The 12882-nt window shown below is 45.6% G+C and carries 12 protein-coding genes; all 12 read right to left on the bottom strand.

What is annotated here, in order from left to right:
* Positions 1 to 2: 2 nt before the first annotated feature.
* Positions 3 to 785 carry an enoyl-CoA hydratase/isomerase family protein gene (locus AC58UW_RS13895; RefSeq protein WP_497421236.1) on the bottom strand — a complete coding sequence of 261 codons (783 nt, stop codon included), beginning with the start codon at positions 783 to 785 and terminating at the stop codon, positions 3 to 5.
* A complete protein-coding gene (locus tag AC58UW_RS13900; RefSeq protein WP_497421237.1) occupies positions 782 to 2320 on the bottom strand; it encodes a phytoene desaturase family protein in 1539 nt (512 codons plus the stop codon). The genes AC58UW_RS13895 and AC58UW_RS13900 overlap by 4 nt, the downstream gene beginning before the upstream one ends.
* Entirely contained in the window at positions 2310 to 3134 is an 825-nt protein-coding gene (locus AC58UW_RS13905; RefSeq protein ID WP_497421238.1) for a 2-oxo acid dehydrogenase subunit E2, read from the bottom strand. Before AC58UW_RS13905 ends, AC58UW_RS13900 begins: the two co-directional genes overlap by 11 nt.
* Entirely contained in the window at positions 3134 to 3367 is a 234-nt protein-coding gene (locus AC58UW_RS13910; RefSeq protein WP_497421239.1) for an acyl carrier protein, read from the bottom strand. Before AC58UW_RS13910 ends, AC58UW_RS13905 begins: the two co-directional genes overlap by 1 nt.
* On the bottom strand, positions 3364 to 5277 hold the full coding sequence (locus AC58UW_RS13915; protein WP_497421240.1) for an HAD-IIIC family phosphatase: 1914 nt from the start codon (positions 5275 to 5277) through the stop codon (positions 3364 to 3366). The genes AC58UW_RS13910 and AC58UW_RS13915 overlap by 4 nt, the downstream gene beginning before the upstream one ends.
* Entirely contained in the window at positions 5274 to 6299 is a 1026-nt protein-coding gene (locus AC58UW_RS13920; protein ID WP_497421516.1) for a beta-ketoacyl-[acyl-carrier-protein] synthase family protein, read from the bottom strand. Before AC58UW_RS13920 ends, AC58UW_RS13915 begins: the two co-directional genes overlap by 4 nt.
* A 48-nt stretch (positions 6300 to 6347) precedes the next feature.
* Positions 6348 to 7085, bottom strand: coding sequence for an SDR family NAD(P)-dependent oxidoreductase (locus tag AC58UW_RS13925; protein ID WP_497421241.1), 738 nt, complete (start codon positions 7083 to 7085; stop codon positions 6348 to 6350).
* 11 nt (positions 7086 to 7096) lie between these two features.
* Positions 7097 to 7840 (bottom strand): 3-oxoacyl-ACP reductase family protein, encoded by a 744-nt coding sequence (locus AC58UW_RS13930; RefSeq protein WP_497421242.1) that lies wholly within the window; start codon positions 7838 to 7840, stop codon positions 7097 to 7099.
* Positions 7837 to 9354 (bottom strand): phytoene desaturase family protein, encoded by a 1518-nt coding sequence (locus tag AC58UW_RS13935; RefSeq protein ID WP_497421243.1) that lies wholly within the window; start codon positions 9352 to 9354, stop codon positions 7837 to 7839. The genes AC58UW_RS13930 and AC58UW_RS13935 overlap by 4 nt, the downstream gene beginning before the upstream one ends.
* 88 nt (positions 9355 to 9442) lie before the next feature.
* Positions 9443 to 9727, bottom strand: coding sequence for a phosphopantetheine-binding protein (locus AC58UW_RS13940; RefSeq protein ID WP_497421244.1), 285 nt, complete (start codon positions 9725 to 9727; stop codon positions 9443 to 9445).
* A gap of 89 nt (positions 9728 to 9816) precedes the next feature.
* Positions 9817 to 12171: a beta-ketoacyl synthase N-terminal-like domain-containing protein gene (locus AC58UW_RS13945; RefSeq protein ID WP_497421245.1), complete on the bottom strand. Its 2355-nt coding sequence runs from the start codon at positions 12169 to 12171 to the stop codon at positions 9817 to 9819.
* Positions 12172 to 12464: 293 nt separating this feature from the next.
* A complete protein-coding gene (locus tag AC58UW_RS13950; protein WP_497421246.1) occupies positions 12465 to 12812 on the bottom strand; it encodes a YrdB family protein in 348 nt (115 codons plus the stop codon).
* Positions 12813 to 12882: the final 70 nt, after the last annotated feature.

Here is a 12882-nt window from a genome sequence, read left to right on the forward strand (position 1 = left end):
TGTCAATTAACCATTGTTATCCCTGCTACTTTTTTTAATCGGCCTGTAAGCTCTGGATATTTCAAGCAATCCGTCAGATACCTTTTTTCCTTATCCAAATGCTCTTCCAACGTGGAATAAAACGACGTGCGCAGCAGCTCCTTCATCCGTTGCAGATTTCTAGCCTCACCTTGTACAAACTGGCGGCATAACGTGTCAATGCGCTCTAGCATGACAGCCCTTTTCTCTACTACATCATGAAACAGCCCCCAATCAGCCACTTCCTTCGCAGTAAACATGCGCCCAGTCAGCAGCAAGTCCATCGTATGCGAAAGCCCGATATAGCGAGGCAGGAAATAACTCGCGCTCAAGTCCGGAGTAAATCCCATGTAATGAAAGTTCTCTATGAATTTCGCTTTCTCTTCAGCGATCCGGTAATCGCAAGCAAGCATAATATTTAGACCGCCACCGTAGGCATAACCGTGAACCCCGGCAATTGTCAGTTTAGGAGAATGATAAATTTCCAAAATCACTTGATTCAATTTCTCCACTACTTCGGACAACAAAGCTGCCCCATTCTGAAGCGTGGATAGTTCAATAAGCTCATCAAGTGCAGGACCAGAGGAAAAGAACGCTCGTGCCTTAGAAAGGAACACAATCGCATTGCAGCTCGGGTTCTCATTCGCTTCCCGCACGGCTTCATATAGTTCAGTCGCCATTTCCAGATCCAAGCTATTTTTCGTTTCGGGATTGTTCATTAAGATGTAATAAATCCCTTCTTTATTGTCGACTTGTATCGAGTTCATAATCCTTCACCTGCCTGAACCAACAACTTCAAATCACTTGCGGAGGAAGATGTTTCATTTATGATTTTATGATACAGCTTATATCCTGAGAGCAATGCGGATACAACACCTCCGCCTGGATCTGTCCAATGACCGGATAAATAAAGGCCAGAAATCGGAGTACCGTGCTGTGGACGCGAAGTCATCTGCTTCATATTCTGTTCCCAGCCGTAAGTAGCGCCTTGGCTATTGTTTGTATATCGCTCCATCGTGAGAGGCGAGCCAGATTCAACAAAATCAAGATGACTGCCCAAATTCGGTATTGCCTTTTCCGCCATGCGTATCAAGGCTTCTTGATACTTAGGCTTCTCCGTTTTCCAATCTGCACCGACATCATAAGGAACAAGCGTCGTCAGAATTGCCGTGTGCTTTCCTTGTGGAGCCAAACTCGTATCAGCTAGCGTCGGGCATGAAATAGCCAGACCACACAAACCGTCAACACCTGATTGTTTCAGATTCAAATGCTGATCATATGTTTTGGAGTAATCATAGTGGTTATAAATGAATGTTTCATGAGCCAAGCCGTACGATTCCAAAGGCAAATCTGTTCCAATAAAAACTTCGAACGCGGACATAGAAACGGTCATTTCGGCTAGGCGTTTCACATATCTGGCTGGGAAATATTCTTCGCCGACGAGTCCGTGCACCATTTTTTTCAAATCCCCGTTGCAGATAACAATAGGCGCCTCCACATACTCTCCGGTTTGCAAAACGATCCCTTTCGCTTGCTTATCTTCAACAACAATCCGCTTCACTTCGTTCCGCAGGCAGACTTCGCCACCACATTCCTCAATGCGTTCTACGAAGGCATTAGCCAGCTCTTGAAAGCTTCCTTTTAAATAATAAATATCTTCATTAAAATAACTCATGATGGCATAAGCAAAATATAGCGCGCTGCCTCGGGTAGGTGGTGCCCCGTAATAGCTCCATAAAGCGGCAAATGTATAGGCAGCTTTTTCATCCGTCAAATGCTTAAACAGCAATTCATGGAACGTCATATAGCGGTATTTCATGATAACTTGGTTGGACATTACATGAAACGGATCACGAGCATTAAGCAGCTCCATTGTTGCGTTATAGATTTGCTGCATATCATGTACGAGATTCACAATACCGTTTCTCTGACTTGGAAAGAGGCGAGAGTAGGTTTCAATTAGTCCCTCAACTTGCCTTGGCACCGTAAAGCGGTGTTCGGGATAGATGGCAGTAAAGATTTCAGGCAGCTGAATGAAAGGCAGTTTATCCGCAAGTCCCGCTTTGCTGAGCAGGTCATGCAGCAATCCATGTTTCTCCGCACCAGCAACAATGCGAACAGCAGCATCAAAAGTATACTTATGCCTTCCAAACGAGTGCGCATATCCACCGGCAAAATAATGGCGCTCGGCCACTAGCACAGAATAACCTTGCTGAGCTAAGTAAGCAGCGGCTCCTAAGCCTCCCATACCTGCACCGATAACAATGACATCATACTTGTCTTTTTTAGGTTTACGACCCAATGAAACTCACCTCTTTTTCCTCATTGTTTTTTTGAATGGATGAAGCATCAAACTCCAGGAATTCCTTTACTTCAGCGAGGATGTCGGCGGCGAGGGCTCCATCAATTGCCCGATGGTCGAAAGCAAGGCTTAGTTTCATCATCGGGCGGATCACAATTTGACTTGCTTTCGCTACAGGCTTGTCTTCAATGGTTCCTACCCCAAAACATAGTGTATTTGAAATAATTGGGTAAAACGCTTGGATCGGTCGGTGCCCAAGAGACGTGATGGTGAATGTCCCTTGCAGCTTATCTCGGCTTTCCAGATTCCCCATGGCTAAGCGGTAAGCGATTCTACCCAGCCATATCGGCAGAGATTGAAGTTTACGCACACCTTTAAACTCAGCAATATCTTCAACATCCCTGTCACGGTAGTATTCGATCACCTTCTGCATCTCTTTCACTGACTTTTGATCCGAATCTGCGATGAGTCCTGATAAGACAACTCGTCTCCCGTCCATCGACTTATCCATGGTAAACTTGGCAGACACGCTCGAATAAACAGCCACTTTCGGAATCAGTCCATGCTTGACGGAAGCATTAGCCTCAGGATAGCTCTGGAGGATACGGGATATGGCTTCGATTAAATATACAAGATAGCTGATCCGCTCTCCGTCTGCTGCACTTTCAGCTCTGCGCTGCTTGACGACTGTCATATCAATCTCTGTATCTAAATAGACCGCTTTGAATTCCTTCGCATAGTCCAAAAAGTGATAGGTATGTCTTCTTGCCTGCGGCATAGGAAAAATGCTCGTCTTGCCCCTGGCACGAACCATTAAACAACCTCCTCGGTTGCAGCATGAAGCAAATCCTTCAGACTTTGTGCTTTCATGACTTGTTCCACTGGCAGGCGAATGCCTAAGGCTGACTCCAAATGCACCATTAAACGCACCGCATTTACAGAATCCCAATCCGGTAGATCTTCCATTCTGCTTTCGTCGTGCAGGTCATTCTCGTCCATATCCAATACGTCAGCAACAACTTCCTTGAGTTCTTTCATCTCAATCATTGAGCAGCAATCTCCTCTCCGGTTAACAGGCTTATCCATGCTACTTCATCAGGTATGTTCTGCAATCGTTGGACAAATTGCTGCTTCGCTTCATCCATAGGGTTCACTTGATTAGATTCTACGCGTTCAAACCCGTGCAGCACGTAGAAGTCTTTCACAATCACATTCTTCGCCGTAGGTATGTACTCCCCGTACACTTCCTGAACGCCTTCCTCTTTCGCCTTCCATAATACATGACGTATAATTGCTGTTTCGATTTTTCTGGAAAATACTCGGCAACTCATCATGAAATTATCAATCCGCCATGTGGTCTCTGACTTTTCCACAAGAACGCACCCGATTAAGCCGTAGTCACCAAAACGATCCTTAGTCTGGAATCCGAACACCCAATAGTCGCCACTATTTTCTAGTTGCTCGATCTCTGATTCCTGATAGCGTCTAGACGTCATGTTAAACTGATTCGTTCTCACCGTTAGTTGAGCGAGCCTGGGAAGGTTAAAGGCATTTGCGGGTAAAAGATTTACTTGAATATCCAAAGAATGCAAATAGTCTTCTACAGAACCACTAGACTGCTTCAACTGCTCTCTTTCCACCTCAAGCTTATATTGATTCGTTCGGTCCAAATCCGTAGACGTCAGCTTGTTCAAGTTGAACCAACCAGCAGATAACAGAGACTCCACATAATAGGAAGGGTCTTGGGGCAGTTCGGGCACTGTCACATCAAATAATGATTCACGTACTAGATTCCGTTCGAATGGATTGTCATCCATGAATACCAGGCTATCGAGTCCGATATTCAGTGAGCTGGCAATGGTTTTAATATTTTCGTGCTTAGGATCCCAATTTGCACGGATGATTACGATATCTTCCAATCCAAGCTGCATATGCGGATGTGTTTCGAACATCTCGCGCACCACGGACTCTTCGTTCTTGCTGCTCACCGCCAACAGTACACCTTGATTCTTCAGCTGCCGGATTGCCTTCTGCAAATCCACAAAGATTTTGCCCGGTGCTGAATCACCCAAATGCACACCGTTTATTCCGTCATCGCCGACGATACCGCCCCATAACGTGTTATCCAAATCAAGGACAAGGCACTTCTTGGTCAAGCCCAAGATGCCTCTTGCTGCTTTCACGCTTTCTGAAGCGTAAGCAAACAAAACATCCTGACTTAAATGAAAGCTTCCGTACTGCATTAATCGGGGGTCGGAAAGTTTGGCCACTTGATGCTCTTGCAGCAGAATCTCCGTTTCCATGATGATGACCTGGCTCCAAGCATTAGCCAAATCCAAAAGCCCGATGTTGAAGGAACGCCATATCCGGCTGATCTTGGCCTTCGTCTTATAATCGATTTTGACATTATACGTTACGGCAGTCAGCGGAATCGTATTTAGCACCAGCAAGCCTTTGCAATGCTCATGATAAATACCTACGAGCTGCTTCAGCTGCTCCAGCTTTCTTTCGCAGGCAAGCTCCAGATCAGCGACATCCCAATCACGAGGCAGTTCTTCCGTTACGGCATGTTCATCCAGCAGGCAAACCGTCAATTGTGGAGACATTGCGTATAAGCCGCTGCCCGCATTCATAAGCTCATATACATATTGATTGAAGCCTGCTACGTACACTTCGGGCCAAATACCTTCGCACAACATAAGTGGCCTGAGCATGAGAGGAAAAGAATCACTTGTAAAACTGCTGAGAACCGCAACCTTCAACGGCTTCAAAGGCTGCGCATCTGCTGCATGCCAAGCTTCATGAGCAACACTTTTAAGCATATAACCGATTTTTTCACAAAACATCGCATCACGGTTTGCTTGGATTGCACGGACAACCTTTTGCCGATTCAGACCGAGTGAGCCATCGTTCTTCATTTGACGAATGCTAGCAATTAATTCTTTATTCGTCATCATTTGTCTTCCTCTTTCACTAAAGCCATGCCTGTCTTAATCCATTTGGAAGATTCAATGGCGATGCATACCGCCTTTTCTCCGGCTTTCATTCTATCAATCAGCTGCTCCAACTGCAGATACGGGAGCGCATTACCATTATTACCTGTCTCGGCGACGCAATTGATTGTTTTGGCTGCGTCGAGCTCGAGGGATTGCACGATTCTATCTGTCATATGTCCGCCTAATTGCGGAGGCAAATAATGCGCAACAGACTCGGCAGAGCAATGCAGCTTCGCCAAGAGTTCCTCCAGCATTTCTTTGGCCATGACAGGAACATCCCGTTCGATCGCTTTGTAATCCTCCTTCGCGGACTGGACCTTCTTGCCCTCTTCTGGACTTTCTTGCAGACCGAACCAGTTCATCATTTGACCGGGCTCCCGATTCAAACCTTCAAAACGGTTAACGATATGCTCAATTGTGATCCCCTCGTGACCCGAACCCGTAGATAACACGGCCGCTCCCGCTCCATCTCCGAACAAAGCTAGATTGATCAGTTCCGAAGAGCGCAGCTTTTTAAAATCACGACGGAAGCTCATGTATTTGTTACATACATCTCCACCGATGACAAGCGCATTCGTGAAGGCTCCCGTAAGCAAGAAGCGATACGCGACCTCTAAGCCTTGAATGGCTCCAGAGCAACCTGCCTGAATTTCATAAGTAGGTATTTGATTCATCCCGAGCCGATCAGCTACTAGATTCACAGTTGCGGGCATCAAATGATCCGGTGTTGCCGTCGACATCACAATCAAATCAATCTCATCGTTGGTTAAGCCTGCCCTTGTTATCGCCTTTTGTGCCGCTTCATAGGAGAGATCTTGCAATTGAAATTTGATGGCCTTCTCGTCCAGATCGACTGCAAAATGCCGTGTTTTTGTACCGATCATGAGGTCGATCCAATCTTCGCGCAATCCAAATACTTCTTCCATCTTGGAATTAGGAACCGGATTCCCTGGAAGCGCGGTGGCAACTCCAATGAGCTTCACGGATTTCAAATGATTTTCCTCCTCTGGATTCATTTGTCGAATTTCACCTTACAGATTTGTTTCCACTCCGATGCCAATTTCGAAATTTTGACCTCCTATCAAGCTGTTTGGCGCGTGAATGATGAAATCCAGCATGGTCAGCATTTCGCTCATCGGTTTCATTACTGGCTTCAACCCGTATATCTCCAGCATTCGCTGTTTTTCTTTCTTCTCACTCTTCTCCAAATCGGCATCATGGTAACCGAATGTCATCACATTGACGTCAATGCGAAATGCACTGCATTCCCGAGACAAGCATTTCATCATAGAAATTTTGCCGTGGTTAATGATCGGAGAACTTGGATATTGATCGTAATAGAGCGTGTCATATATGATTGGGAATACAATTTTTCCTGTCTTACGCTTGATCATATGGCTGACTGCCATCTTGTTCCACAAAAAAATTCGCTCAAATATAGCAGGGATTCGTTCTCCCAACTCATCAGGCCTATCATCGAACAGCTTCTCTTCATCGAGCATTTCATTGCCGTGAATCATAACATCAAGCCCACCCATGACAGAGATAGCCTCTTCCATCATGGCTTCGTACTCTGTTTCTACAGCAGGCATGCCATTCACTATATGTAGTCTTTGAGCAGCTTCACTCTCCAATGAACGAATGTAGGACATCCCTTGCTCCAAATCTTCTACGTGCAGCACAACCCGATGCCCGATTGACAGCATGCGAGTCGCAATCAATTGATTGAACGCTTGCTGCCCATTTGTAATAAAGATCGACTTGTTCATCCTGTCTCCTCCTATCTGATAAAGCCGCCGTCCACCTTCAACACGCTGCCTGCGATATAATCCGACATGGGGCTCGCTAGGAAGAGGACCGAATCCGCAATTTCCCGTGGTTCCCCTAATCTCTTCATATTCGTATGCAAGAGAAAATTAGCCAACTTGTCCTGAGGGACGTGACCGATCATTTCGGTATTGATCATTCCCGGAGCTATCGCGTTAACATATATGCCCTTGGACGCATAACGTCGGGCCAACATACGCGTCAAGCCGATGATGGCACCTTTGGATGCTCCATAATTCGCTTGAGCCTCTCGACCCAGAACACCGGTAACAGAAATCACGTTGACGATCTTCCCGCTCCCCTTGCGCGCCATATACGGGATAACTTCATTCGAACAACAATAGGTGCCTTCGAAGTTCGTGCGGAACACCCGATTCCATTCGTCCAGCAGCATCTGTGAGGAGAAATTGTCGGCTACAATGCCAGCATTATTGATCAAAATATCAATGCTGCCGTACTCCGTCATGATTTGCTCCATCATTACACGGATGAATGCCTGGTCTGTTATTGAGCCTTTGAAAAAGGTAACCTTGACTCCCTTCGAACGAAGGTCCTCTTGGATCGTTTGTGCCATTTGGTCACTACTGGCATAAACGCCTACAACCGTTGCGCCTTCCTCTGCGAACCTGTACAAAATTGCTTTCCCAATTCCACGAGTAGCGCCTGTTATGATCGCTACCCGATCCTTCATCATCATGTCAGCACCACCTCTTTGTTTTGAAGAATGAGTTGTTTAGCCAAATTATATCCGCTCCAAATAACTCCGCTGTACCCTCCCCCCGGCTGTGTCCATGCACCTGCTAAATACAAGCCTTGGATGGGGGTCGTTTGGGGCAGCCTGCGATGCAGGCACTGATCAACCGATTGTTGTGCCCCATAAATTGCGCCGTGCATGTTACTGGTATAGCCATGATTCGTTCGCGGGGTTGAGAGCTCCGCATAAGCGATATGCTCACTCACGTTCGGGTACAGACGCTCCAGCCTATTGATCAGGATGCGGGTGACTGCCTCTTTTTTCTGCTGATAAGTCTCTTCATTGATTTCATTCCAGCAATCATACTCACTTAACACGAACAATGACATCGTCGTTTTACCGCTTACTTGATAGGAGGGATTGAGATTTTCGTAGATCGTAATACTGAACGGCATTGTCTCGTAGCTTTCATTCCGCATTTCCTCGTAGGCTTGCTCAAGATCGTAGTACTCATTAACGAATATTTCATGATCCGTCTCCCCGTAAACGTTAGGGAAATCGATGTCCAGCAGCAAATAAGCCTGAACACACGCGAGGCTCGGCTTGAGCGATTCAATCTTTTTGACATATCGGCGTGGCAACTGATCGTAACCGATCATCTTGCCAAACGTCTGCATGGGGTCAACATTTGAGATAACAATCTCTGACGCAAATTCTCCTTTCAGCGTTTTAACGCCTTTCACGGATCCATTCTCGACCTGAATCTGCGTGACTTGCTGCCTTGTAAGAACTTCTCCCCCGTGACTCTTGATCATTTGGGAAAGGGCATTGGAAATTTGTTGGGAACGTCCTTTGGGATAATAACCGCCATTCAACATATATTCCGTCCATGCGTAAGCGTAATAAACGGCGGATATCTGGGAAGGGGGAAGTCCGTAATACTGCCACTGCTGAGCAATAATGGACTTGAGTTCTGCGGTATTTAAGTACTGATCAAGCACCTGCTGAAGAGATAAATTGTTGTAGGCTAACACCGTTGGCCCATCTTGAAATAAATCGTTCGCTTCCCCTTGATTGGTTTTGTTCATCATGAAGAGTATTTCATTGCGAAGTTTACAAAATTGTTCAAATAATAGCTTGATGCCGTTCCGTTCATCGGGATATTTAATTCCCAGGTCATACATATAGGTGTCATAATCCTCCACCCGGATTTCGTCCCCAGGAAATACAGCTCGATAAAGTGTTTTGGCACGAAGGAATTCAACATGATCCATTAGACCTATATCCGTTAGTACTTCTCGAAGAGCACCCTTCTCACCAAGGTCTCCCATCAGATGCAGCGATACTTCGAATTCTACCGGACGGACTATGCCCCGAACTTTCCGGGTAAAAGAAGTCGCATAACCGCCTGGGATAAAATGACGCTCTAGAACTCGAACCTTCATTCCGGCTTTAGCAAGCATTGCTCCGCAAACCAAACCGCCTAGACCTGCACCGATTATCGTAACTTCCTTCATTTCCGATATACCTCCAAAGTTCTGGCAGCCGGCGATCAGACAATTGCTTCTGACATCGTCGGCTGCACAGCAGGGTGGGAGCTGATTGTTAGTTCGCCACAGCGGACAATTGCTCGGAAACAAATTGGGATAATGTCTCTACCGAATAGAAATGCTTTCTGATTGCCTCTTGATCCATACCGTGCAATTTGACGCCAAACTCTGCTTCTAACCCGGCAACGACATCAAGCGCCTCAACAGAGTCTAGGCCAAGTCCTTCACCGAACAGCGGAGCATTATCTTCAATTTCCTCTGCCGTAATGTCCTCCAGTTCAAGTCGGTCAATCAAAATATTTTGTTTAATAGCAAGCTTGATTTCTTCTACATTTTTCATCATTTTTCTCTCCCATCAGATCTTTTTTTATATGTTCATGAATCGACTCCGGATTAGGAATCGTTCCTTGGAACCGCTCCTCAAAGATCTTATTGCTCTTCAGGTGCAACGACGGCAGCTGTATAATTACCGTTAATAGAAGAACTCACTACAAGTCCGTAGTTTCCTTTCATCTCTTTACTTACAAAAGCTGCTCCTGCGGCAACATCCAAACCGTTGACAGAAATCTGCTTGTTAGCGTGTAAATAATCAACGGCGGTGCTTAAATGGAATAAAGACCCTGTTGACTCGCAATAGCCGAACCGATCATTCAGACATACCACAGGCAACTCTTGATCAGAAAATACTTCATAAAGCGCATCTCGTTCAGCTGAAGGCTCGTCCATGCCAAGGAAACTATTAAATAGCACAAAACCTATGGCGGAAGCTTCAACACCGGAACGTTCCAAAGCCATCTGTATAACCCGCTTCACTACGCTGCCGTCAGAACCGCCTTTCGTTCCACTAAAAGCAGTTCCAAAACCTATCAGCTCTGCGTATATTTCTTTACCTTCCAACTTGGCCTGCTCCATATCCATAAGTACGAGGAACGCGCTGCCTTCGCCCATCTCATAGGGAATATTGTCCAGTCCTAATGCTGTATCTACTTGTGCCGAGAAGGTGGAACGCTCATCCCCTGCGCCAATTAGACTATATGTTTGAATACCTGCGCGAATCGTCTCATATCCGTATAACGCACTGTTTAATCCATCGTTGCCGCCCGTACTCATCGAAGTACCATAGCCCCTAAGACCCAATTTCTTGGCAATTTTTCCGGCTGTCGAATTGAGCACCATATCTGGAAAATAGACACCACTCGCATGATCGGGACCTTTTTCAAAAATAGCTGATAAATATTTATGCGCGCTTTCCAGGCTTCCTCGAGACGTCCCATAGAATAAGCCGATTTCACAGCTATTCTCGCTTGTCGAAAGCTTTGCATCTTGAAGGGCCAGATGTGCGGCTCCAATGCTGTATTGCGAGAGTGGATTCATTCTGCGTTCATATAAATCTTTGTTATATTCCTTCAGAGAGAAGGTGGATTCCGCTGCCGTTACTGTCATCCCCTCTTCAGCAAGCCAAGGAAGAATACTTCCGGAGCGGTGTCCGAATCGGGAAACCGTTCCAAGTCCAACAACGGCTACTCGTTTGGGTTCCTGTGTATTAGACTCTTCTGCGATTTCCCCCCTATCAGCCCAGTTATAAGAAACGATGGAACAGTTATGACCTCCGAATGCGGAGTTGTTGCATAAGAAGTATTTCACACTACTTTCTCTCATCTCGTTCACAACAAGATTCGTAGGATTCACACCATCACGTGGTGTTTCAAAATGAAGGGTGGCCGGCAGCAATCCTTCCTGCAGCGCGAGAAGCGTCGTTACGTATTCGATCGAAGCAGCTGCGCCTAAGTTATGACCGAAGTACGCCTTGCTTGAACTGATCAGAATTTGGTTGAATTGCTCTTCGCCAAACAGCTGACGCAAGCCATATAGCTCTGCTGAATCGTTAGCCTTGGTCCCTGTGCCATGCGTATTAATATAGTCGATCTGATCCTTCGATATGCCAGCGTTGCTTAAGGCAAACTCAACGGCCAACTGGATACCTTTTCCTTCGGGCTCAGGGGCTGTCTCATGATAAGCGTCACTACTCAAACCGTATCCGCAAATTTCGGAATAAATCTTGGCATTCCGTGCCAGCGCGCTTTCCAAGGATTCCAATACAACGAAAGCTGCACCTTCCCCCAAGCTTAAACCGAACTTGTTATTATAAGGTGAACAAGGTACTGTGTTCAGTGCCTGCAGGACGTTGAATCCCGCATAGACCGAGGATGACATAGAATCCGAACCACCAGCCAGCATCTTATCAGCGTAGCCCGCAGTGATCATATCGTAGGCATAACCAATCGCATTACCGCTTGCAGCGCATGCCGTATTCAAAGTATTTACCGGACCCTGCATACCGAAATACATCGCGATATTGTCTCCTTGCTGAAAGAACGGATAACGGGAAGTCCGATCAACATCGAGCTCTGTAACCGTTGCTTGCTCCTCCAAGGAGTTAATCCCCCCGTTGCAGGTGCCGAAAGCTACTCCGAAACGAGCCGCATTCTCTTCGGTAATCGCAATACCGCTCTCTTCCATCGCTTCTTTAGCAGCGATAATTCCGAATTGGCTGCAGTAGTCGTAACGTTCTTCTTCCTCTGCCGAGAAATAGTTCTCTGGGTGATAGTCCTTCACTTCGGCACCGATTCGACTAATAAATTTTTCAGTGTTGAATCGGGTAATCGTCCCAATGCCAGTTTCATTTTTCATCATTTTGGCAAGAACTTGAGACTTGTCCGAACCGAGCGAACAAATGATGCCTATTCCAGTAACAACTACACGCTTTTTTGGTCTCAGTTTCATAAAGTCCTCCACCCTAATTTTAGATTTACATAAAATCAATTATCCCTTACTTTTCACACTCCACTCAAATATTTCCATTGATTCTCAAGATATCAAGATAAAAACTATTAGGCAAGTTAAAAAATGGTTAAGATATATTATTACAATGGTTAAAGATAATACTAATCGATATTATAGTTAATTAACATTGTTATTTAAATAACTAATCAAATTATTGTGAATATGAATAAACAAATTCCCTATATTTGTATTTTTATTCAATAATCTAATGACGCGATCCTTTCCCATGCTCGTTATTTCAGTAGCCTTTCTCCCAACAAATAGACCAAGACATGATGGACGATCGAAATTAAACCGAGAGCTACACCTAGGCTTCGCTGCCCTGCTGTATACCATGCTACAGCTGCTAAACCGGATAGGAGCAACTCTTGAACAAGACGAAAAGGTTCTGGCGTAGCAACCACTTTTCGAAAATCAAACAGGCTCCAAAATCCGAAAATCAATAAGGGTGCACCGATGCTTAACAGAGTACTCTGCATTGTGTTTTTACCGCTATGATACCCCCAGTAAGCTAAAGCAATCACAATGCCTAGCTCCATGAGCCCTCTGAACGCTAAGTTAACCCAACTTAAGATCAACATGGATATCCACACCACCATTCCACAGCTCATGTGCATGTGTATAAATTATACTAATTAAATTAGTTAAAGA

It is taken from the genome of Paenibacillus sp. J22R160 (assembly GCF_059692135.1).

Bases quoted from the DNA above. Each gene is read 5' to 3' on its own strand.
- AC58UW_RS13895 (WP_497421236.1), bottom strand. From the start codon at position 785: ATGAACTCGATACAAGTCGACAATAAAGAAGGGATTTATTACATCTTA.
- AC58UW_RS13905 (WP_497421238.1), bottom strand. From the start codon at position 3,134: ATGGTTCGTGCCAGGGGCAAGACGAGCATTTTTCCTATGCCGCAGGCA.
- AC58UW_RS13910 (WP_497421239.1), bottom strand. From the start codon at position 3,367: ATGATTGAGATGAAAGAACTCAAGGAAGTTGTTGCTGACGTATTGGAT.
- AC58UW_RS13915 (WP_497421240.1), bottom strand. From the start codon at position 5,277: ATGATGACGAATAAAGAATTAATTGCTAGCATTCGTCAAATGAAGAAC.
- AC58UW_RS13925 (WP_497421241.1), bottom strand. From the start codon at position 7,085: ATGAACAAGTCGATCTTTATTACAAATGGGCAGCAAGCGTTCAATCAA.
- AC58UW_RS13930 (WP_497421242.1), bottom strand. From the start codon at position 7,840: ATGATGATGAAGGATCGGGTAGCGATCATAACAGGCGCTACTCGTGGA.
- AC58UW_RS13935 (WP_497421243.1), bottom strand. From the start codon at position 9,354: ATGAAGGAAGTTACGATAATCGGTGCAGGTCTAGGCGGTTTGGTTTGC.
- AC58UW_RS13940 (WP_497421244.1), bottom strand. From the start codon at position 9,727: ATGAAAAATGTAGAAGAAATCAAGCTTGCTATTAAACAAAATATTTTG.
- AC58UW_RS13945 (WP_497421245.1), bottom strand. From the start codon at position 12,171: ATGAAACTGAGACCAAAAAAGCGTGTAGTTGTTACTGGAATAGGCATC.
- AC58UW_RS13950 (WP_497421246.1), bottom strand. From the start codon at position 12,812: ATGTTGATCTTAAGTTGGGTTAACTTAGCGTTCAGAGGGCTCATGGAG.